Source organism: Myxococcales bacterium, assembly GCA_016720545.1.
GTDB lineage: Bacteria > Myxococcota_A > Polyangia > Polyangiales > Polyangiaceae > JAAFHV01.
In genome coordinates this window covers 140,545-162,094 of the sequence record JADKKK010000004.1, presented here as the reverse complement: position 1 = coordinate 162,094, position 21,550 = coordinate 140,545, and the positions used below count along the sequence as shown (strand labels likewise).

Annotated in this window: 16 protein-coding genes; 9 read left to right on the top strand and 7 right to left on the bottom strand. The window is 71.2% G+C overall.

The features are described 5' to 3' along the window. The first annotated feature begins 33 nt into the window (after positions 1-33). From IPQ09_10430 to IPQ09_10410, 5 genes are read left to right on the top strand one after another with little or no spacing between them, the layout of a single operon-like run. Positions 34-465 carry a CBS domain-containing protein gene (locus IPQ09_10430; protein MBL0194618.1) on the top strand — a complete coding sequence of 144 codons (432 nt, stop codon included), beginning with the start codon at positions 34-36 and terminating at the stop codon, positions 463-465. Between the two features lie 26 nt (positions 466-491). Then, positions 492-2,240, top strand: coding sequence for an aminotransferase class V-fold PLP-dependent enzyme (locus IPQ09_10425; GenBank protein ID MBL0194617.1), 1,749 nt, complete (start codon positions 492-494; stop codon positions 2,238-2,240). 37 nt (positions 2,241-2,277) lie between these two features. Further along, positions 2,278-3,948, top strand: a complete 1,671-nt coding sequence (locus IPQ09_10420) for an NAD(P)-binding protein (protein ID MBL0194616.1) — start codon at positions 2,278-2,280, stop codon at positions 3,946-3,948. A 1-nt stretch (position 3,949) separates the two neighbouring features. Further along, on the top strand, positions 3,950-7,588 hold the full coding sequence (gene nifJ / locus IPQ09_10415; GenBank protein MBL0194615.1) for a pyruvate:ferredoxin (flavodoxin) oxidoreductase: 3,639 nt from the start codon (positions 3,950-3,952) through the stop codon (positions 7,586-7,588). Beyond that, the gene (locus IPQ09_10410; GenBank protein ID MBL0194614.1) at positions 7,585-8,583 is read left to right on the top strand and encodes a dihydroorotate dehydrogenase-like protein; all 999 of its coding nucleotides are present in this window, start codon (positions 7,585-7,587) and stop codon (positions 8,581-8,583) included. The genes nifJ and IPQ09_10410 overlap by 4 nt, the downstream gene beginning before the upstream one ends. A gap of 26 nt (positions 8,584-8,609) precedes the next feature. Here IPQ09_10410 and IPQ09_10405 read toward each other — a convergent pair whose 3' ends face one another. Next, positions 8,610-9,902 carry an NAD(P)-binding domain-containing protein gene (locus tag IPQ09_10405; protein MBL0194613.1) on the bottom strand — a complete coding sequence of 431 codons (1,293 nt, stop codon included), beginning with the start codon at positions 9,900-9,902 and terminating at the stop codon, positions 8,610-8,612. Between the two features lie 155 nt (positions 9,903-10,057). Here IPQ09_10405 and IPQ09_10400 point away from each other — a divergent pair, with 155 nt between their 5' ends. From IPQ09_10400 to IPQ09_10390, 3 genes are all read left to right on the top strand, one after another. Then, on the top strand, positions 10,058-10,465 hold the full coding sequence (locus tag IPQ09_10400; GenBank protein ID MBL0194612.1) for a DUF393 domain-containing protein: 408 nt from the start codon (positions 10,058-10,060) through the stop codon (positions 10,463-10,465). Further along, the gene (locus IPQ09_10395) at positions 10,462-11,541 is read left to right on the top strand and encodes a hypothetical protein (protein MBL0194611.1); all 1,080 of its coding nucleotides are present in this window, start codon (positions 10,462-10,464) and stop codon (positions 11,539-11,541) included. Before IPQ09_10400 ends, IPQ09_10395 begins: the two co-directional genes overlap by 4 nt. A 107-nt stretch (positions 11,542-11,648) precedes the next feature. Next, complete coding sequence (locus IPQ09_10390) at positions 11,649-14,297, top strand: thrombospondin type 3 repeat-containing protein (protein ID MBL0194610.1); 2,649 nt, start codon at positions 11,649-11,651, stop codon at positions 14,295-14,297. Between the two features lie 84 nt (positions 14,298-14,381). On the opposite strand, the gene IPQ09_10385 is transcribed toward IPQ09_10390, so the two are convergent. From IPQ09_10385 to IPQ09_10360, 6 genes are all read right to left on the bottom strand, one after another. Further along, positions 14,382-14,657: a hypothetical protein gene (locus IPQ09_10385; protein ID MBL0194609.1), complete on the bottom strand. Its 276-nt coding sequence runs from the start codon at positions 14,655-14,657 to the stop codon at positions 14,382-14,384. 267 nt (positions 14,658-14,924) lie between these two features. Continuing rightward, positions 14,925-15,446 carry a hypothetical protein gene (locus IPQ09_10380; GenBank protein MBL0194608.1) on the bottom strand — a complete coding sequence of 174 codons (522 nt, stop codon included), beginning with the start codon at positions 15,444-15,446 and terminating at the stop codon, positions 14,925-14,927. Between the two features lie 162 nt (positions 15,447-15,608). Continuing rightward, entirely contained in the window at positions 15,609-16,391 is a 783-nt protein-coding gene (gene xth, locus IPQ09_10375; protein MBL0194607.1) for an exodeoxyribonuclease III, read from the bottom strand. A gap of 16 nt (positions 16,392-16,407) precedes the next feature. Then, positions 16,408-18,048, bottom strand: a complete 1,641-nt coding sequence (locus IPQ09_10370; protein ID MBL0194606.1) for an oligosaccharide flippase family protein — start codon at positions 18,046-18,048, stop codon at positions 16,408-16,410. A gap of 100 nt (positions 18,049-18,148) precedes the next feature. Beyond that, positions 18,149-18,676 carry an AgmX/PglI C-terminal domain-containing protein gene (locus tag IPQ09_10365; protein ID MBL0194605.1) on the bottom strand — a complete coding sequence of 176 codons (528 nt, stop codon included), beginning with the start codon at positions 18,674-18,676 and terminating at the stop codon, positions 18,149-18,151. Continuing rightward, positions 18,673-19,095, bottom strand: coding sequence for an OmpA family protein (locus IPQ09_10360; GenBank protein MBL0194604.1), 423 nt, complete (start codon positions 19,093-19,095; stop codon positions 18,673-18,675). The genes IPQ09_10365 and IPQ09_10360 overlap by 4 nt, the downstream gene beginning before the upstream one ends. A gap of 610 nt (positions 19,096-19,705) precedes the next feature. Between IPQ09_10360 and IPQ09_10355 the strand changes: the two genes are divergently transcribed. Further along, positions 19,706-21,493 (top strand): hypothetical protein, encoded by a 1,788-nt coding sequence (locus IPQ09_10355; protein MBL0194603.1) that lies wholly within the window; start codon positions 19,706-19,708, stop codon positions 21,491-21,493. Positions 21,494-21,550: the final 57 nt, after the last annotated feature.

Below are 21,550 nucleotides of genomic sequence, written 5' to 3'. Positions count from 1 at the left end.
CGCGCTCTGCCCCGAGACCCCGAAGGAGCCCCCATGTCGTCGATCGCCCGCTTCCGCCGCACCGTCGTCACCGCCGAGGAGACCGACTCCATCATCGGAGTGGCGCGGCGCATGCGCGACGAGAAGATCGGCTGCGTGGTGGTGATCCGCGAGGGGCTACCCGTCGGCATCCTCACCGACCGCGACGTGGCGCTGCGCGTCGTCGCCGAGGGGCGCGAACCAGCCAAGACCCGCGTGTCCGACGTGCTCACCTACGGCCCCGCCACGGTCTCCGAGACCGACGAGCTCGAGACCGCGGTCCTCCGCATGCGCGAGCGCGGCGTGAGGCGCCTGCCGATCGTCGACAAGGAAGGGCGCGTCACCGGCATTGTCACCGCCGACGACGTGATGGTGCTCCTCGGCCGCGAGCTCGGGGCGATAGGCGAGGTGATCGAAGACGGTGCGAACGCCGACGAGAGCCGTTAACGCTGGATTTCTGCTAGTCTGGGGTCATGTCCGATAGCAGCGCGCGCCTCATCGAGACCATCCGCCGATCGATCATCGGCGACGACCGCGTGCTCGACGGCCCCTACGGCCCCCGCCGGCTCACCTACGCGGACTACACGGCCTCGGGTCGCTCGCTCGGCTTCATCGAGGACTTCATCCGCGACGAGGTGATGCCCCTCTACGCGAACACGCACACCGAGACCTCGGGCACGGGGCGCCAGACCACCCGCTTCCGGGAGGACGCGCGCGCGATCATCGCCGCGGCGACCGGCTGCACCGACGAGGACTGCGTGATCTTCTGCGGCTCGGGGGCCACGGCCGCGATCAACAAGATGATCGACGTGCTCAATCTCCGGCTCCCCGCCGATCTCGACGCGCGCTACGCCTTCCGCGCGCAGATCCCCACGGACGAGCGGCCCGTGGTGTTCATCGGCCCCTACGAACACCACAGCAACGAGCTGCCCTGGCGCGAGTCGATCGCGGAGGTCGTCACGATCGACGAGGACGCCGACGGCCACGTCGACCTCAAGACCCTCGAGGCTCAGCTGGTTCGCTTCGCCAGCCGACCGCTCAAGATCGGCAGCTTCTCGGCCGCCTCCAACGTGACGGGCATCGGCACCAACACCCGCGAGGTCGCCTCGCTGCTCCACAAGCACGGCGCACTGTCGTTCTGGGACTTCGCGGCCGCGGCGCCCTACGTGCGCATCGAGATGAACATGGCCGACGACCAACCGGACGGCCACCTCATCTACAAGGACGCCATCTTCGTGTCGCCGCACAAGTTCATCGGTGGCCCGGGGACCCCCGGCCTGCTCATCGCGAAGAAGCGGCTGTTCAAGAACCGCGTGCCCACCCAACCGGGCGGCGGCACCGTCGCGTTCGTCACCTCCGATGAGCACGAGTACCACGCCGATCCGGTGCACCGCGAAGAGGGCGGGACCCCGGCCATCGTCGAGGCCATCCGGGCCGGGCTCGTGTTCCAGCTCAAGGAGGCGGTCGGCTGGGAGGCCATTCGCCACCGCGAGGAGACCTTCGTCGCGCGCGCCATCGCGCACTGGCGAGCCCACCCGAACGTACGCGTGCTCGGCAACCTGAGCGCGTGGCGGCTCTCGATCGTGAGCTTCATGATTCGTCACAAGGACGGGTATCTCCACCACAATTTCGTGGTGGCGCTCCTGAACGATCTCCTCGGCGTGCAGGCGCGGGGCGGGTGCTCCTGCGCCGGCCCCTACGGGCACCGCCTGCTCGGGATCGACTCGGGCACGTCGCGCCGGTTCCAGTGCGCGATCCTCGCTGGACTCGAGGGCGTGAAGCCGGGCTGGGTGCGGATAAACTTCAACTACTTCATCTCCGAGCCCGTGTTCGAGTTCCTGCTCGACGCCATCGCCTTCGTCGCCGAGCACGGCTGGAAGCTCGTGCCGCACTACCGCTTCTGCCCGAAGACCGGGCAGTGGGTGCACCGCAAGGGCCGCCCCGCGCCGGTGCTCAGCCTGCGCGACCTCGCATACCAAGGGGGGCACCTGACGTACCGGGCCCAGCGCGCCACCGAGCCCGAGTGGGCCCTGCGAGCCTACTTGGCGGAGGCCCAGCGTGTGGTGGCCGAGGTCGAGCGCGAGGCGGACCGCCTCGAGATCGAAGACCCGATCATGCCCGCTGACGCCGAGCCGCTCCGCTGGTTCCCGCTGCCGAGCGACATCAAGCGCGAGCTGGTCGGGGAGCCCGAGGGTCCCATCTCGATGCGGCTCCGCGCGTAGCAGCGGCGGCCCTCGCTGGCGCCACTGTTGCAGGGGGATGACCATGCCTCCCTCGCCACTTCGGAAGGACCACACCCACCCGGCCGATCTGTCCGGCCACGCCCGCGGGACGGGCGCCACGCGGACCCAGCGGCCTCGCTACGTCGATCGGCTGCCGCCCTGCAACGCGGCCTGCCCGGCCGGCGAGGACATCCAGGGCTGGCTCGGGCTCGCGCAAGCGGGGCACTTCGAGGCGGCGTGGCGCGTGCTCGTCCGCGACAACCCCCTCCCCGCCGTGCACGGCCGCGTCTGCTATCACCCCTGCGAGAGCGCCTGCAATCGCGCGGAGGTCGACGCGGCGGTGAGCGTGCACGCGGTCGAGCGCTTCCTTGGGGACCGCGCGATCGCCAAGGGCTGGAAGCTCGACCCGCCGCCGCCGCCGCCGCCCGGGTCGGCGCGGCGGCGCGTGCTGGTGGTTGGCGCGGGCCCGAGCGGGCTCTCCGCGGCGTACCACCTCGCGCGAATGGGCCACGAGGTCGAGGTGCGCGACGGTGCCCCCGTGGCCGGCGGCATGCTCCAATACGGCATCCCCGCGTACCGACTGCCCCGCGCGGAGCTCGCGGCCGAGGTGCGGCGAATCGAGGAGCTCGGCGTCCGCTTCGTGCTCGGCGCGCGGGTCGACGACGTCGCCGCAGCCCGCGCGCGAGGGCGCTTCGACGCGGTCTTCGTCGCCGTGGGCGCGCACCTCAGCAAGCGCGTCGACCTCCCGTCGCGCGACGCGGGCAAGGTGCTCGACGCGGTGACCTACCTGCACGACGCTTCCGAGGGGCGCGCCCCCACCCTGGGTCGACGCGTCGCGGTGTACGGGGGCGGCAACACCGCGATGGACGCCGCCCGCACCGCGCGGAGGCTCGGCGCCGAGGAGGCGCTCATCATCTATCGCCGTGACCTCGCGCACATGCCCGCGCACCCCTCCGAGGCGGCAGAGGCGACGACCGAGGGAGTCAAGATCCACTGGCTACGAACCATCCACGCCATCGAGGGCGCGCAGATACATGTAGAGCGCATGGCGCTCGACGCCCGGGGCGTGCCCCAGCCCACGGGCGAGCTCGAGACACTGGAGGCCGACGCGCTGATCCTCGCGCTCGGCCAGGACTCCGAGAGCGCCTGCCTCTCCGGGCTCCCCGCGGTGCTCCGCAAGCCCGACGGCACGGTGCAGGTCGACAGCGCGATGATGACCGGCGAGCCCGGGGTGTTCGCCGGCGGCGACATGGTGCCGAGCGAGCGCACCGTCACGGTCGCCGTGGGGCACGGCAAGCGGGCCGCGAAGCATATCGACGCCTTCCTACGGGGGACCACTCACTCCCCACCGCCGAAGCACCCCGGCGTCACGGCCGACAAGCTGCACACCTGGTTTTCGACCGACGCCGACGCGCGGCGCGAGCGAGCGCTGTCAGCTGACGAGCGCCTCCGCGCGGCCTACGCGTTCGAGGAGGTGGTGTCGGGCCTGGGCGAGCCAGAGGCGCGCTTCGAGGCCGCGCGCTGCTTCTCCTGTGGCAACTGCTTCGAGTGCGACGGGTGCTACGCCGCGTGCCCCGAGCAGGCCATCGTGAAGCTGGGGGTGGGCCGCCGCTACCGCTTCGATTTCGAGCGATGCACGGGGTGCGCCGTGTGTTTCGAACAGTGCCCATGCCACGCGATCGAGCTCATCGCCGAAGAGGGAGCGTGAAATGACGTCGCCGACCCCCGAACAGACGCCCGCCGACACGGTGACGCTAGAGGGCAACGAGGCGGTGGCGCACGTCGCCTACCGAGTGAGCGAGGTATGCGCCATCTACCCCATCACGCCCTCGTCGACGATGGCCGAGCTGGCCGACCAGTGGTCCGCCGAGGAGCGCCCCAACGTGTGGGGCAGCGTGCCCTCGGTGGTCGAGATGCAGAGCGAGGGGGGGGCGGCCGGCGCCGTGCACGGCGCCCTCCAGAGCGGCGCGCTCACCACGACGTTCACCGCGTCGCAAGGGCTGCTCCTCATGATCCCGAACATGTACAAGATCGCCGGCGAGCTCACGCCCGCCGTCTTTCACGTGGCAGCGCGCGCCATCGCCGCGCAGGGGCTCTCGATCTTCGGTGATCACTCCGACGTGGCGGCCGTGCGCGCTACGGGTTTCGCCCAGCTCGCGTCGAGCTCCGTCCAGGAGGCGCACGATCTCGCCGCCGTGGCGCACGCCGCGACCCTCCGCGCGCGCGTCCCGTTCGTTCATTTCTTCGACGGTTTCCGCACCTCGCACGAGATTTCCAAGGTCTCGCTCCTCTCCGACGACGATCTCCGCGCGGTGGTCGATCCCGCGCTCGTGCGCGCCCACCGCGCCCGCGCGCTCTCGCCCGACACGCCGTTCGTGAGGGGCACGGCGCAGAACCCGGACGTGTATTTCCAGGGGCGCGAGACGGTCACTCCCTACTACGACCGACTGCCCACGATCGTCGCCGAGACGATGGCGGCGCTCGGCGAGCGCACCGGACGCCGCTACTCGCTGTTCGAGTATCAGGGCCACCCGGAGGCCGAGCGGGTCGCGGTGCTCATGGGATCCGCCGCCGAGACCTTCCGAGAGACCGCGCTCCACCTCGCGAGCGGGGGCGACCGCTGCGGCGTCGTGCACGTGCGCCTCTGCCTGCCCTTCTCCGCGCCCCACTTCCTCGCCGCGCTGCCGCCGACGGTGCGCGCGATCGCCGTGCTCGACCGGACGAAGGCCCCGGGCTCCACGGGCGAGCCGCTCTACGCCGACGTGGTGACGACGCTCGCCGAGGCCTCGGCCCGCGGGGCGCTCCCCTTCGCGATGCCGCGCATCGTGGGCGGTCGCTACGGCTTGGGCTCGAAGGAGCTCACGCCTGCGATGGCCAAGGCCGTGCTGGACACCCTGCGCGCTCCTACGCCCAAGCACCCCTTCACGATAGGCATCGACGACGACGTCAGCCACACGAGCCTCGCGTACGACGAGACGTTCGAGCTGGAGCACGACGACGTGGTACGCGCCGTATTCTACGGCCTTGGCGCCGACGGCACGGTCGGCGCCAACAAGAACAGCATCAAGATCATCGGCGAGAATACCGCCCTCCACGCGCAGGGATACTTCGTCTACGACTCCAAGAAGTCGGGTTCTCGTACGGTGTCGCATCTGCGCTTCGGGCCTCGGCCCATCCGCGCGCCCTACCTGATTCGCTCGCCGAGCTTCGTCGCCTGTCACTCGTGGGGTTTCGTCGAGCGAACGGACCTACTCGAGAATGCGCAGCGCGGCGCGACGCTCCTCCTGAACTCGCCCCATCCGCCCGATGAGGTGTGGGCGCACCTCCCTCGGCGGCTCCGCGCGCAGATCGTGGAGCGGGGCGCCGCGCTCTACGTCATCGACGCCAATCGCACGGCGCGCGAGGCAGGGATGGGGGCCCTCACCAACACCATCATGCAGACCTGCTTCTTCGCGCTCTCGCGGGTGCTCCCGCGCGACGAGGCGATCGCCAAGATCAAGGAGGCGGCCGCGAAGACCTACGCGAAGAAGGGCCGCGAGGCAGTGCGGCGCAACGTGGAGGCGATCGATCGCACCCTCGCCGCGCTCTCGCGGGTCGCCGTGCCCGAGGCGCTCGCCGACGAGCCCACGCGCGTGCGGCTGCCGCTCGTGCCCGACACTGCGCCGGACTTCGTGCGGCGCGTCACCGCGACGATGATGGCGGGGCGCGGTGACTCCCTCCCCGTCTCCGCGCTGCCGGCCGACGGCACCTATCCCTCAGGCACCACGCGCTGGGAGAAGCGGAACGTCTCTGACTCGGTCGCCAAGTGGGAGCCCGACCTGTGCGTGCAGTGCGGCAACTGCGCGTTCGTGTGCCCACACTCGGTGATCCGCGCGAAGTTCTACCCTGCGGCGGCCCTCGCCGACGCCCCGGCCACCTTCCGCTCGGCGCCCATCAGCGCGCGCGGCTTCCCCGAGACCCGCTACACGCTCGAGGTGTACGTGGAGGACTGCACGGGGTGCGGGTTGTGTGTCGAGGCGTGCCCGGCGCGGAGCCTCCTCGTGAGCGGCGCGCGGGCGATCGGGATGACCGACAAGGCGCCGCTGCTCGACGCGGCGCGCGAGAACATCACCTTCTTCGAATCGCTGCCCGTCAACGATCGCGCTCGCGTCGACTTCTCGTCGGTCCGGGGAGCGCAGTTCCTGGAGCCGCTCTTCGAGTTCTCGGGCGCGTGCGCCGGCTGCGGCGAGACACCCTACTTGAAGCTCCTCTCGCAGCTCTTCGGCGACCGCCTGCTCGTGGCCAACGCCACGGGATGCTCGTCGATCTACGGTGGGAATCTGCCGACGACCCCGTGGACCACGAACGCAGACGGTCGCGGACCGGCGTGGTCGAACTCGCTCTTCGAGGACAACGCCGAGTTCGGCCTCGGGTTCCGGCTCGCCGGCGACGCTCACCTCGCCACGGCCCTGCGGCTCTTGCGGTCCCTCGCCGCGACGCTCGGCGACGACCTCGTCCACGACCTCGCCTCGGCGCCCCAACGCACCGAGTCCGAGCTCCGCCTCCAGCGCGAGCGGGTGGCCGCGGCGAAGGCCAAGCTGCTCGCGTTGGACTCGGAGCCGGCCCGCGAGCTGCTCTCGGTGATAGGCCACCTCGTGCGGCGCAGCGTGTGGATCGTGGGCGGCGATGGGTGGGCCTACGACATCGGCTCGTCCGGGGTCGACCACGTGCTCGCGAGCGGGCGCGACGTGAACGTGCTCGTGCTCGACACCGAGGTGTACTCGAACACCGGCGGGCAAATGTCGAAGGCCACGCCCCTCGGCGCGGTCGCCAAGTTCGCCGCCGGTGGCAAGCAGTCGGTGAAGAAGGACCTGGCGCTCCAGGCCATCTCCTACGGAAACGTGTATGTTGCACGCGTAGCGATGGGAGGGAACCCTCAGCACACCCTCCTCGCCCTCCGCGAGGCGGAGGCCTACCCCGGGCCGTCGCTCGTGCTCGCCTACAGCCACTGCATCGCCCACGGAATCGACATGTCGCGAGGCCTCGAGCAGCAAGACCTCGCCGTCAGCAGCGGTCACTGGCCGCTGCTCCGGTACAATCCGGCGCTGCGCGACACCGACCGGAACCCCTTCGTGCTCGACTCGCCGCGCCCGCGCGTCCCGCTCGCGGAGTACGCCCGGCGAGAGCTCCGCTACACGATGCTCGCGCGCGCCCACCCCGAGGAGAGCGCGCGCCTCCTGGCGCTGGCGCAGGAGATCGTCAACCAGAAGTGGGAGACCTACGAGGAGATGGCGAGCCGCGCCGGCAGCCATTTCCACCCTGTGCAGCCATTCGACCCTCACCACGCTGGCGCCCGGAGGCGACCGTGAAGCTCGACACGACGTATATGGGCCTCGCGCTGCGCCACCCCGTGATCGCCGCGGCATCCCCGCTCTCGACCACGCTCGACGGCATGAGGCGCCTCGAGGACGGCGGCGCCTCGGCCGTGGTCATGTTCTCGATCTTCGAGGAGCAGCTCCGCGAGGAGGAGCGGGCCCGTTCACAGGTGGCGTCCGCGGGGCTCTCGAGCTTCGCCGAGTCGTCGAGCTACTTGCCCGAGCTCGACGTACCCAGCGTAGGCCCGACGGCCTACCTCGAGCTCCTCCGCATGGCGCGGGCGGCGCTTCATATCCCGATTATCGCCAGCCTGAACTGCGTGTCTCCCGAGGGGTGGGTCGACTACGCGAAGCAGGTCGAACAGGCCGGCGCCTCCGCCGTGGAGCTCAACATCTACTCGGTGGAGGCCGACCTGCGGGTCTCGGGGGCCGAGGTCGAGCAGCGTTATTTCGATATCCTCGCCGCGGTGAAGGGCGCAGTATCCATCCCCGTCTCGCTCAAGCTGAGCCCCTTCTTCAGCGCGATGGGCCACATGGCGACGCGGCTCGATGAGGCCGGCGCCGACGGGCTCGTGCTGTTCAACCGCTTCTACCAGCCCGACGTCGACATCGAGCGGCTCGAGCTCCTCCCGACGCGGCACCTCGGCTCGCCCGACGAGATCCGCCTCCCTCTCCTGTGGATAGGCCTGCTCCACGGGCGGGTTCGCGCGTCACTCGCGGCGACGCGCGGGGTGGACGGCCCCGAAGAGGTGATCAAATACATCCTCGCCGGCGCAGACGTCGTCATGGTGGCTTCGTCGCTCCTTCGCCACGGCCCCGAGCACGCGCACCGCCTCGTGCAGGGGCTCTCCCGGTGGATGGAGAGCCGGGGCGCGACCGACCTCTGCGAGGTGCGCGGCGCGATGAGCCACGGCCGTGTGCGCGATCCCTCGGCGTTCGAGCGGGCGAATTACCTCAACGTGATGGGCGCGCGGGGCGCGCACCGGTGATTGCGCCGGCAGGGCCGGCGAGGGGATCAGCCGCGCGCGGCGGCCCCGGCCCGGCGCCGTCCGCGCGCGATCTCGGTGTGCACGTCCTCGAGATACTCGTCGAAGTCGACCTGCATCGTGTGCCGCTTCGAGCGCACGTAGCGCGCGCGCAGCTGGGCCCGCTCGCGCGCGATCGCGGCGTCCATGGCGCGCCGATCGGGCAGCGCGCAGGCGCCCGCGAGCACCTCCGCGAGCCACAGCCCCTGAGCCTCGGCCAGCGGCATGATCGCGCCCAGCGGCTGCAGCAGGCCCGCGAACGCGAGGCCCTCGTGCTCGGGATGGAACACCCGCTTGTAGAGCGGCAGCTCGTTGTCCTTGGCCGACACGAACGACTCGTCGAAGAACGGGAACGTGACCTTGTAGCCCGTCGCGTAGATGACCGCGTCGACCCGCTCGCGCGAGCCGTCGACGAACACCACCTCGCCGCCGTCGAGGCGCTCGAGGTTCGGCTTGGGCGTCACGGCGCCGTGCGCGAGGCGGTCGAGGATTCGGCTCGAGATCGTGGGGTGGGCCTCTCCGAGCGCGTGATCGGGCTTCGGCAGCCCGTACCGCGTCACGTCGCCCACAGCCGCGCGAAGCGCCGCGCCCCCGAGCAAGAGGCGCAGGCGGCGCGGCACCCGGGTCGAGGTGAACACCTGGTCGAGCGGCACGCCAAACAAGAGCTTCGGTACGACGTGCGCGCCACGCCGCGCCGCGAGGAACACCCGATCCGCGACGTGCGAGAGCTCGACGGCGATGTCCATGGCGCTGTTGCCCATCCCGAGCACGACGACGCGCTTGCCCGCGAAGGGCGCCGGTTCCTTGTAGTCGTGTGAGTGCAGCACCTGCCCCGCGAGCGTTCCGGGGAACGCCGGCTCGGGCCAGAGCGGGTCCCAGTGGTGGCCATTGGCGACGATCACCGCGTCGTAGCGCCGCGTCTCGCCGGTGGAGAGCGCGACCTCGTAGGCATAGGGGCCGCGCTTCTCGACCCGCGCGACCCGGGTCTCGAAGGCGATCTTGTCGCGGAGCCCGAACCGGTCGATGTAGGCCTCGAAATACGCCGCGATCGTCGAGTGGTGCGGGAAATGGGGCGTGCCCGGGGGCATGGGGAAATCGGAGTACTCCATACGCGCGCGCGAAGTGTTGATGTGCAGGCCCTTGTAGGCCGAGCTCATCCCGTTCTTGTTGCCGAACACCCAGTTGCCCCCAACCCGATCGCTCGCCTCGAAGGCGTCGAAGGGCACGCCGCGCTCGTGGAGCGCCTTCGCGACCGCGATCCCGGACGACCCGGCGCCAATCAAGCACGCGCTCTTCACGTTCCCACCTCCGGTCCCCTTCGCGCTCGCCTCACGTGGGCGGGCGCCTGCCTCGCGCCTCGAACGAGTCTACAGCCGGCGCGGGTCGGGACGCGAGCGTGGGCGGTGACAAGCGGCCCGGGGAGTGCCAGAGTTCCAGGATGAGCGAGGGCGCAGTGGTGCTGTTCGACGGCGTCTGCAACCTCTGCAACGGCGCGGTCCACTTCATGATCGATCGCGATCCGAACGAGCGCCTTCGCTTCGCGTCCATCCAGTCGGAGGCCGGGCGCGCGCTGCTGACGGAGCACGGCATCGCCTTGCCGGAGAGCGATCCCGACTCGATCGTGCTCGTAGCGAACGGGCGCGCCCACGACGGCTCGGGCGCCGCCCTTCGCATCGCGGCGAGGCTCGCGTTCCCGTGGCCGCTGTTCGCCACGCTCTTGGTCGTGCCCTGGTTCGTGCGCGACATCGTGTACTATTTGATCGCCAGGAACCGGTACCGCTGGTTCGGCAAGACCGAGGCGTGCCGGGTCCCCACTCCCGAGTTGAAGAAGAGGTTCCTGTCATGAGCCTGGGTCGCAGGTTCGTTGGGGTCGCGGCGAAGGCCCTCGACCGCGCGGTCGTGAGCGCGGTGCACTTGCGCGGCGCCCGCGCCCAAGCCGCGCGGCTCGGGGTGTCGGCCGACCAGCGCCTCGGACTTCTGGAGGCTGCGGCCGAGGCCTACGCGCCCGCGCTCGAGGGCGACGCCCGTGGGTTCTTCGCGCCGCCCGCCCCAGCGCCGGTCAACGAGGTGCTCGTGGCCGCGTTGCGCGGGCGGACGACCGACCGCAACGCAGGCACCTTCGAGCTCTCGTGGCCGAGCGACGAGCCGGCCTGGCTCCCGTCCATGCGCGATCCGATGCGGGCCCGCCGCGAGAACCTCACCGCCCGCGCGCGACTCCTCAGCGGCGGCGCGGGCAGGCCCGTGGTCGTGTGCATCCACGGCTATCTCGGCGGACACTACGCCATCGAGAGCCGCAAGTTCCCGGTCGACTGGTTCTTCTCTCGCGGGCTCGACGTAGCCCTCCCCGTGCTGCCCCACCACGCGGTGCGCGGCGCGCGGGGTGGCGGGCCACCTCCGTTCCCGAGCGCCGATCCGGCCCTCACGAACGAGGGCTTTCGGCAGATCATTCGCGATTTGCGTGTACTCATCACGCACCTGCGGGCGCGCGGCGCGCCGTGGGTCGGCGTCGTCGGCACGAGCCTCGGCGGCTACACGACGGCGCTGCTCGCCACGCTCGAGCGCGACCTGGCCTTCGCCGTCCCCGTCGTGCCGCTCGCCTCCGTGGCCGACTTCGCGCGTGACCACGGGGAGCTCGGCGAGGGGGCGGCCGCGAGCGCGCTGCACGCGGCGTTCGAGCGCGCGAACGCGATCGTCAGCCCCTACACGCGCCCGTCGCTCGTGGCGCCCGACCGCGCGTTCGTCATCGGCGCCGACTTCGACGCCATCACGGGCGTGGACCACGCCGAGCGCATCGCCGGGCACCTCGGCGCGCGCCTCGACGTATGCGGCGGCGGCCACCTCCTCCAGCTCTGGCGCCCCCCGCTGAAGGAAGGCCTCGCCGCGATCCTGGGTCGGCTCCACGTTCCTGCTCCGTCTCGTTGAAGGTCGGGTGAGATTCCGTGCGGTGGGGTCGCGAACCGGTCACAATGATGGGCCGACCGACGCCCGACCGGGCGCCGCGACCCTTTTCCTTGAGCCTCCGAGGACCCATGCCCGCTCCGCTCTCCGCTCGCCTCGCGCGAGCCTCGCTCGCGCCTCGCCTCCTGTCGCGCCTCGCGCTCGGCGCGCGGCTCTCGCTCGGCACGGTGGGGGTCGTGTGCGCGGTGGCCGGCGCCTCGTGCCGCGAGGACACGCGTGACACGCCCGTCGATCCCAGTCGGCGCGACGCCGGCGATCCTGACGGCGACAGCGGCGTGTTCGTGCCCCCGCCGAAGGTCGAGCCCCACGCGAGCAAGAACCCGCAGCCGAAGGTGACCGAGTGCGGCCGCCCCGCGTTCCCCGGCGCCGGCGGCGCGGTGTGCGCCGTCACCAAGACCGGCACCGGCGTGGGGCACGTGGTCGTGCAGGGCACGGTCCTCGGCCCGGGCGAGACGTTCCACCGAGGCGAGGTGCTGATCTCGGACGGCAAGATCGCCTGCGTCGGGTGCGACTGCGCGAGCACCCCCGCGTACGCCGACGCGTCGATCGTGACCTGCCCCGACGGGGTGGTCTCGCCAGGCCTCGTGAACCCCCACGAGCACCTCACGTACGCGAACAACGCGCCGGTGTCGCACGGCCAGACGCGCTACTACCACCGCGCCGATTGGCAGGGCTCGCGGGGTGGGCCACGCCTCGCCTACGCCAGCGGCGCCAACAACACGCTCCAGGCGTACGCCGAGCTCCGCTACCTCATGAGCGGGACGACCACGATCGCGGGCGGCGGCGGGGTCACCGGCCTCGCGCGGAACGCCGACGACGACGCGCAGACCCTGGAGGGGATGCCCATCCAGATCGCCGACTCCGACGTGTTCCCCCTGCCGGGCAAGCTCCGCCCGACCGGTTGCGAGTACGACACGGGCCGCACCACGTCGGCTTCGGTCGATCAGCTGGGCGGCTACCTTCCGCACATCGGCGAGGGCATCGACCTCGAGGCGAAGAACGAGCTCGTGTGCGCCGGAGAAGAGGGACGCTACGATCTGCTGAAGCCGCAGACGGCGGTCATCCATGCCGTGGCGGCCACCCCGAAGGAGGGAGCCCTGTTGCGCGGATCGCAGTCCAGCGTCGTCTGGTCTCCGCGCTCCAACGTGGACCTCTACGGCGACACCGCGCCCATCGTGATGCTCGACATGGCGGGGGTGCCCATCGCGCTCGGCACCGACTGGGTCGTGTCGGGGTCCATGAACATGTCGCGCGAGCTGCGTTGCGCCGACGAGCTCAACCAGAAGTACTACGGCAAACACTTCACCGACGCCGACATGTGGCGAATGGTCACCGAGAACGCGGCGGCGGCCGTGGGAGCGGGCACGGTCATTGGCGCGCTGAAGGTGGGTTACCTCGCCGATCTCGCGGTCTACGACGGCTCGAAGGCGAAAGACCACCGCGCCGTGCTCGAAGGCGGCGTGGAAGACGTGGCGCTCGTGCTCCGCGGCGGCAAGGCGATGTACGGAGACGAAGGGCTCTTCACCCAGGGCCCCTTCCTGCCCAGCGGCGGCGATCGCTGCGCCGCGATGGCGGGCGGCGTGTGTGGCAAGCAGAAGCGCGCGTGCATCGACGCGGGCACCTCCACGACGCCCTACACCCTCGAGACCCTCCGCACCGCGGGCGAGGCCATCTATCCGCTGTTCTCCTGCAAAGACGCTCCCCCGAAGAACGAGCCGAGCTGCGTGCCCTTCCGGAGCGCGTACCCGAAGGGCATCACCCCGGAAGACAAGGACGGCGACGGCGTCCCCGACATCTCGGACAACTGCGTCGACGTGTTCAACCCGGTGCGGCCGCTCGACCCCGACGCGGTGCAGGCCGACTCCGACAAGGACGGCGTCGGCGACGCGTGCGATGTCTGCCCAAACGACCCCACCCAGAAGTGCGAGCAGCTCGTGGCCGGCGACGTCGACGGCGACGGCGTGCCCAACGCGCTCGACAACTGCCCTCGCCTCGCGAACGCGGGGCAAGAAGACGCCGACAAAGACGGCCGCGGCGACGCGTGCGACGGGTGCTCCGAGGCGAACCCGGGCGCCGTCCCGTGCGCGAGCACCATCGTCGACGTGCGCAACCCGGCGCTCGTGAAGCACCCCAAGGTGGGCACGATCGTCTCGCTCGCGGGGGGCAGGGTCATCGGCAAGAAGACGAGCGATCGCCTCTGGCTACAGGAAGCGAACGCCACGCCCGTGCCGTTCTCGGGCATCACGCTCCTCACCGACTCGTTCGCGACGGGGGTCTCGGTGGGCAACGAGATCACCGTCACGGGCGTGTACACCGAGGTCTTCGGCATCAGCACCATCACGGTCGCGTCCCTGCAGACCACGGGCAACCAGACCACGCTCCCGTTCAGCCCGGTCGTGGTGACCGCCGCCGAGTACGGCAACACGGCCACCTCCGCCGAGGGGCTGGAGAACATGCTGCTCCAGCTCGACAACGTCACCATCTTGAACGACAACCCCGACACGGGGCCGTTCTACGAGCTCGTCGTGACAGGCAACTTGCGCATCGACGACGAGATCTACTCGCGCTACGGCGTGGGCACCTCGGCCGCGCCGCCGCCCCAGCCCATCCCTGGATTCCTGAAGGGCCAGGTGCTCACCAAGGTCGTCGGCGTCGGCGGCTTCTCGTTCTCGAACCGGAAGATCTACCCTCGAGGCGCGGCCGACATCGTCAAGCCCTGACTGGCGCGAGCCCACGCCCCGCGCCGGCTCGCGACACGGGCGCCGCGCGATTACGCGACGGAACATGCGGCCCCGTCGATGGAGTCAGTCGCGGCCGGCGTCGACCGGCGGCGGGGCGCCATAGGGCGGCTGCACCGGCACGGCGCCGTCGGCGTCGGCTCCTGCGTCGACGGGAGGCCGGGCGACGTCGAGTCCGGCGTCTTGGGGAGGCGGCGCGCCATACGGCGGCTGGACGGGGACGGGGGACGCGTCGGAGGAGGCGTCCGGCGACTCGGTCGTGCCGCCGCAGGCGACCCCAGCCACCACGAGCGTAGCGCTGCCGAAGATGAGCGCGGCGCGCGTGGCGCGGGACACCGGCACGGGAACCGCCGCCGAGGAGCGCGCTCCGCAGAAAGGGCACTCCTCATCGCTGCTGCGGACATGGCGGGAACAAGAGGCGCAGAGTCGGAGAGCCATGAGCTCGATGGTCCCGCATGCGGGCACCGGCGTCCACCGCCTTCTCCATGCGGGCAGCCACGGGTCCGCGCGAAACAGGGAGCCACGGTCGACATCCCCTCATCCGCGGGTGGCAGCCGGGATCGCGCGGGGAAGTCCACCCTCGACGAAGGACGCGCGCGGCTCGGCCACTCAGAGATGAACGAGCGTGAACGGAAACGTGATCCTCGAAGGCTCCAGGGGCGCGGGCGGCGCAGAGCCGCGGAGGCCGGGGAAGCGCTTCGGACCGCAGCCGATGCAATCGCTCCCGATCTCGAACGGCGGCGCGAAGCGCCCCTCGAGCGTGGCCTGGAGACACCGGTCGAGCGCTTCGTCGTCATGGGCGCTCGCGCGCACGACCCCCGCCTCGGGAAGGATGACCGCCGTCAGGTGCAAGCGCTGGCCCGGGCGCGTGCACGAGCAGGCGGCGCGTACGACGGGCAGGAGCGCGCGGGTCATCGTCGGCCCCGGGACGATCAGCACCGAAGCGCCCGCCGCGGGGAATGTGACCCTCTCGCAGGCGAGGTCCTCGAGCGGCTCGATCGCGGCGACCGCGGGCGGAGCGCTCGCGGCGGCCGCCGGAGTCAGTGGCGGGGCGGGGACCACCGCCGCCTTCGAGGAGGAGAGTGGGGCGCCGCAGGAGGCGAGGCCGAGCAGGAGCAGCGCCGCGCGCATGGGGCCCGAGACACCGGGGAACGTCGGAGGTTCCCGGAATCCGAGCGCGGCCGACGATGGGCGCGATCGCGGCTCGCGCGCTGAGCGCCCGAGCGCGCCCGATCGCGCGTCGCGTCTTGGGGGCGACGTCTCGCCGTCGCCGAGCTTCGTGCAGCGCGAGGGCTACGTGTCGGAGAGCTCGACGAGCACCGGCGCGTGGTCGCTCGGCTGCTTGCCCTTGCGCTCGGCGCGGTCGATCCACGCCGCGGTGAGACGTGGCATCAGATCGCGCGTGACGAGCACGTGGTCGATGCGTAGCCCGCGGTTCTTGGGGAAGCCGAGCATGCGGTAGTCCCACCACGAGAAGGCCTTCTCCTCCGGGTGGAGTGCGCGGAAGGTGTCGACCAGGCCGAGGTCGAGCAGCCCCTGGAACGCCGCGCGTTCGGGGGCCGAGCACAGCGCGGAGCCAGCCCATGCGGCCGGATCGTGCACGTCGAGATCGGTCGGCGCGACGTTGTAGTCGCCGAGCAAGAGCGCGCGACCTGCCCCGCTCCCTCCCGCTAGCCGCGGCGCGAGCCACCGCGTGAGGCGGTCGAACCACGCGAGCTTGTAGGCGTACTTGTCGGACGACGGAGACTCGCCGTTCGGCATGTACGCGCACATGACGCGGACTCCGCCGGTGGTGGCCGCGATGAAGCGCGCCTGAGGATCGTCGGCCCCGTCACCGAAGCCCCGCTCCACGTCGGTGAGCTCGTGCCGCGAGAGAATCGCCACGCCGTTGTACGTCTTCTGACCGTAGACCGCCGCCTTGTAGCCGAGCGCCGCGATCTCGAGGTGTGGGAACTTCTCCTCCTCGAGCTTGAGCTCCTGGAGGCAGAGCACGTCGGGCGCCTCCTTCGCGAGCCACGCGAGCACACGGGCCTCGCGAGCGCGGAGACTGTTCACGTTGTAGCTCGCGATCTTCATGGCGCCCTCCGGAGCCTCAGCCGCTCGCGGGCGCGGGCTCGGCCTTGCCACGACGACGCTGCAGCGCGCTGCGCGTGAGCGCCAGAAACTCGTTGGCCTGCGTGCGCGCGAGGAGCATCGCCCCCGCCCCATACGCGACCGCGCCGACCAGCATCTGAATGGCGAGGCTGAGCACGACGAAGGGCTTCCGGTCGGGCAGAACGAGCAAGAGCCCCCGGCGCGTCGCCTCGACCGCCGCGACCATCGGCACGCACGCGAGGAGCGGCGGCAGGAGCCGCTTGAAGAAGGCCGAGTACGGGATGTTGTCGCCCCGCGACATGATGTACCACGCGAGCGACAGCTCCATGAGGAAGGCCAGGCCGACGCCAAAACAGGACCACAGCGGCCCGAAGCGCGAGAACGCGTAGATGCAGGAGATGACGGCCACGAGCTTGAACGCCTCGAGCTGCGTGATGCGGAGCGTGCGGTCCGTGGCCTGCAAGTACGAGTGCGCCTTCGAGCACAGCGGCCGCGTGATGCTCATCACGCAGAGCACCATGAGCATGTTCCCGATGCCGAACCAGTTGGAGCGCATGAGGCGCTCCGCGGTGAGCGCCACGGCGCCGAAGCCCACCGCGACCGGGAAGATGACAAGCGCGATGATGCCCGTGACGCGCACGATGGCGTTCTTGCGATCCTCCGGCGTCATGCGGGCGAAAGAGGGCAGGAGCACCTCGGCGATCTGCTCGCCGATCTGTTCGGCGGGGACGTCGGCAAGGTTGTACGCGAGCGTGTAGCGACCCATGATGTCGGCGCCAAACAGGCGCTTCATCACGAGGTTGTCGAACCGCGTGTTGGCGAAGGCGAAGGCCTGGCTCACGCCGAGGGGCAAGCCGAAACGCAGGATGCGCTTGTAGACATCCATGCGGAGCTTCGTGGGCGTGAGCCACGCCTCGCGCGGCACGAAGCGCCATGTGATGAAGAGCCGCACGATGCCGCGCGCGATGTTGCCATAGAGGATCGCCATGCCGCCGAAGCCGAGCACCGCGAGCCCAACGCTCGAGATCGAATAGGTGAGCTCGGAGAGCGAGCGGGCGACGGCCACGCGTGGAAAATCCAGCTCGCGAATCAGCACGCGCTCGGGCACGAAATAGAGCCGCTCGAACGCGACCGCGACCACCATCCACGGCAGGTAGCGCATGAGCAGGGGCGAATGAAACCAGTGCCCCAGCGGGACCCCGAGCGCGAGAATGACCGCGAAGGCGACCGCGCCGAGCCCGAGGTGGAGCACGGTGACGTGGAACACCGTGTCCGGTCCCTCGTCGGGCTTCGCCACCAAATATTGCCCATAGCCGAGCAGGGTGAACTGGTTTGCCGTGAAGCAGAGAATGACGGCGAGCTGGACCTCGCCGATGGCCGCGGGGTCGAGGAAATAGGTAATTCCGAGGGAGCCGACGATGCCGAGCACGCGGGCGAGGAGACCGGCGGCGATGGTCCAGCCGGCGGCGCGGACGGCCTTGTCGCGCAGGTTGCGCTTCGCCTCCTTCGTGGACGCCGTCGCCGACGGCGGCGCGGGCTCGACGGCGTGCTCCTCGGCCGACGGCGCGCTCGCGTCGGCAGGTTCACTGGGGTCCTGGCGCTCGGCCAAGCCGCCCTGGTCGCTTCCGCGTTCGCTCACGAGGCGACTCTACCAGCGTTCCCCAACGGCGACCGTGCACAAACAAACAGACGCGACGACCTCGAGAGAGATCGTCGCGTCCGCTCCGTGTTCTGGGCGGCTACTTGAGCTTGAGGCCCGTCGACGGCGGCTTCACCGCGGCGGGGGCGGCGGCAGCCGGGGCGGCGGCAGCCGGGGCGGCGGCAGCCGGGGCGGCGGCCGGGGTCGCCGGGGCCGCAGCGGCGGGGGCAGCGGCGGCGGGCGCCGTGAACTCGTAGACGAAGGTCGCTTCGCCCTTGTTCGAGTCCGCCGGCGCGAGCGCGAGACCGGCCATCGCGTGCGTCACGCAGGCGGCGACGTCGTCGGGGACGGTGGTGTTCGCCTTGTCGATGGCCACGTCGGTGAACGCGCCGGTCTTGACCTCGACGTTGAACTTCACGGTGGCCTTGCCGGCGGTCCCGGGCTTGCCCTTGAGGATGCCGTCGTAACAGGCCTGGATCTCCGGGCTCTTCGTGGCGAGCACCTTCGCGGTGTCGTCCCGGTACATGTCCGGGCTGCGCACGGCGAAGGAGCACCCGCCGAGGGCGGCGAGCATGGCGACCGAGGCGAGGGAGGCGGCTGCGGTACGAGCGATGCGCGGCGTCTTCACTTGGTCACCTTCTTCTTCAGCGTGGGCTTGGCGACGGCCGGAGTGGCGGGGGTGGCGGGAGGAGGAGGAGCGGCGGCCGCGGCGGCGATGTTGCCCCCATCGAGGATGGTGAACTCGACGCGGCGGTTCTTCTCTTTGCCCTCGGGGGTCTTGTTGTCGGCGATCGGCTTGAGCTCGCCGTAACCCTTCGCGGTGAGCATCTCTCCCTTGATGCCGCCCTTGTCGATCAGGTACTGGCGAACCGACTTCGCGCGATCGTCCGAGAGCTTCTCGTTCAGCTTCGCGTCGCCGTCCGCGCTCGCGTGGCCTTCGACGGCCAGCTTCTTGATCTGCGGGTTCTTCTTGATGACCTCGGCCACCTCGTTCAAGAGGGGGAAGCTCTCGGGCTTGATGACGGCGCTGTTCAGCTCGAACTGCACCTTGTCCGCGATCGTGATGTGGTTCGCGGCGACCTCGACGCGGTGCGCCTTCTCAGCGAGCGGCGGGGGAGGAGGCGGAGGAGGCGGAGGAGGCGGCGGCGGCGGCGGCGGGGCGGGGTCGCCGCAACACCCACGTTGCCCTGGAACGCGGTCACACCGCCGCAGCCCGTGGCCGCAACGACCAGCGCCACGGACAAGAGCCTCGATTTAAAGCCGAATGAAGCCATCAGACACCTCTGAGTGAAACTGTGATGTACCGGCGCGCAGGGTAGTCTCAATCAAGGTCCCGCGTCCACCCCCCCGCCCAGCCCGGGCCCCGTGGACCGGCCGCGGGGGCGCGTCGCTTGGACGGGCCACCCTCGAAATGCTTCACCGGCGCGGGCAACCACCGGATCGGACGCCAACCACTCCCGCGCGGCTCGGCGCTTCCGCCTGGACAGCCGTGGGCCTGGCGAGGTTGAAGTGGGGCCGCACCATGCCGAGGTCACGTCCACGCGGAGTCCCTCTCCCTCACACCACCCGCGCGCATGAGGCCTCGCGTGGGGCACGCGCCCTCGTCGCGGCGGTGACGCTCGCGCTGGCGAGTTGCGGCACGCCGAGGACTCCGCGCGTGGGCGCGCGCGTCACGATCCTGTTCATCGACGCGCGGGGTGCGCGGGTGCCGTTCGACCCGGAGGCCGTGCGCGCGCGCCGCGCCCTCGAGACGCTCGAGGCCGTCACGCTGTCCCGCGCGGGCGGGCCAGTCGAGATCCAGGTCGACCTCGCGCTCCTCCCCGGCGACCGCGAGGGCCGAGAGGGCTGCCTCGCCGACGCGATGGACTCGCTGGCGCGCGCGCTCGACGAGGTCGGCCGCACGTCACCCGCGACGTACGCCGCCGCGGCGGGACGCCTGCGCCGCATCACGTTCCGGCTCGACCCGCAGGCGCGACGCAACCGCGCCAAGATCTCCGACGACGGCGAGGCGGTCGAGGCACGCTCCAGCCGCCCGGATCAGGCGCTGCTTCAAAGTGTAGACTACACGCACCTCCTCCGCGAACGCGCGGAGGCGCTCGCCCGCGCACGCTACGCGAAGCGCGAGCCGGCCGAGGTCCCTCGTGCGGAGCGCCCGGCCTACCTCGACACTCTGCTCCGCGTTCCGCCCGGGGGAGGCCCCGACGATCCCGACGGCACGGCCGGCGCGGACCGCGTCTTTCGACTGCTCGGGCTCCATGAGGTCGCACGCGCCGACGGCGACGACGCGCTCACGCGCGACGCCCGCCACGCGCTGGTCTCTGCGGGCGGCGACCTGTTTCGCGACCTCGCGCACCGTCGGCCCGAGGTTCTCGACGGCGCATCGGCCACCTCGCCCCTGCGGCGCGCCGAGCGCGCGTACTCCGCGTTCCTCGTCGCCGGGCTGCACGACCTCGACGAGGGGGAGGCCCTCGCGGCGGTGCGGGCGGGCTTCGCGCGCGTCCCGCGAGCCGACGCGCGCGCCCCCTCGGCGCAGTACGTGCTCCCCTCCTTCGACAGGCTCCAGGTCGCGCTCACGCTGCTCGCCGATTGGCGGACCCGTCGCGTCGACCCACCCCCCGCGCTCCACTTCGTGGTGTGCCCCGAGGCGCGCGTGCGCTACGGCGACCGCGTCACCGTGTCGCAGAGCTCGTACTGCGGTGGCGAGCTCTATCGCCTCGCGCGGGCGGAGCCCGTCGCCCTCGACGCGCTCGCTCGGGACGCCCTGCGTGCGGACGACGTCGCCTTCACGCGGCTCTTGTTCTCACGGGTCGCGCGAGGCGGAGGGCGGCTCTCAGCGCCGCTCCACACCGCGAAGGCCCTCTTCGGTACGCGACTGTTCCCGGTCGCCATCGACGCTCTGGCCTCGGCGTTGGACGGCGAAGGCGACGATGGGCTCGTGTCCGACGCCCGCGTCCTCGCGCGGGACCTCCCGGCGGCGCGCGGCGACGTCGCGTACCTCGTGGCGCGCGCCCTCACGCTGCGGGTGTCCACCCCGGTGTTCGCGCGCTTCGGCGAGCTCTTCGGGGCCCCGCTCGAGCTGGGAGACTTCGGGCGGTTCATGGCGTACGGAGAGTCCGCCGTCCAGTCGGCGGTCGCCACCGTGCCCGCGTTCGCGTCGGGCGCGAGGGGTGCGCCACGCGCCCGCGTGTTCCTCACGAAGCTCGACGCCTACCTCGATCGCGCCGCCGAGCGGCGCGCCGAGCGAGGCCCCGACACGACCCTCTCGGACCTCCGCGAGGGCCTCTGCGCCGACGGTGACGACGCGGCTCGCGCGGAGATCGGCAAGGCGATCGCGAAGCGACGCAAGGCGCACCCCGACGAGGGGCTGACCGACGCGTTCGAGCGACCCTGCCCGCGGCCGGCGACGCCTCGCGCCCTACGCCGGCCGCGGCCATCGCCTCGCTGATATTGCGTGCATTCCGCATGCAATGGCCCTTCCCCGACATGGCGCCGCGCCTGCGCG

Excerpts from the sequence above, each read along its gene's own strand:
- IPQ09_10430 (MBL0194618.1), top strand. The coding sequence starts at position 34 with ATGTCGTCGATCGCCCGCTTCCGCCGCACCGTCGTCACCGCCGAGGAG.
- IPQ09_10425 (MBL0194617.1), top strand. The coding sequence starts at position 492 with ATGTCCGATAGCAGCGCGCGCCTCATCGAGACCATCCGCCGATCGATC.
- IPQ09_10420 (MBL0194616.1), top strand. The coding sequence starts at position 2,278 with ATGACCATGCCTCCCTCGCCACTTCGGAAGGACCACACCCACCCGGCC.
- nifJ (MBL0194615.1), top strand. The coding sequence starts at position 3,950 with ATGACGTCGCCGACCCCCGAACAGACGCCCGCCGACACGGTGACGCTA.
- IPQ09_10400 (MBL0194612.1), top strand. The coding sequence starts at position 10,058 with ATGAGCGAGGGCGCAGTGGTGCTGTTCGACGGCGTCTGCAACCTCTGC.
- IPQ09_10395 (MBL0194611.1), top strand. The coding sequence starts at position 10,462 with ATGAGCCTGGGTCGCAGGTTCGTTGGGGTCGCGGCGAAGGCCCTCGAC.
- IPQ09_10390 (MBL0194610.1), top strand. The coding sequence starts at position 11,649 with ATGCCCGCTCCGCTCTCCGCTCGCCTCGCGCGAGCCTCGCTCGCGCCT.
- IPQ09_10380 (MBL0194608.1), bottom strand. The coding sequence starts at position 15,446 with ATGCGCGCGGCGCTGCTCCTGCTCGGCCTCGCCTCCTGCGGCGCCCCA.
- xth (MBL0194607.1), bottom strand. The coding sequence starts at position 16,391 with ATGAAGATCGCGAGCTACAACGTGAACAGTCTCCGCGCTCGCGAGGCC.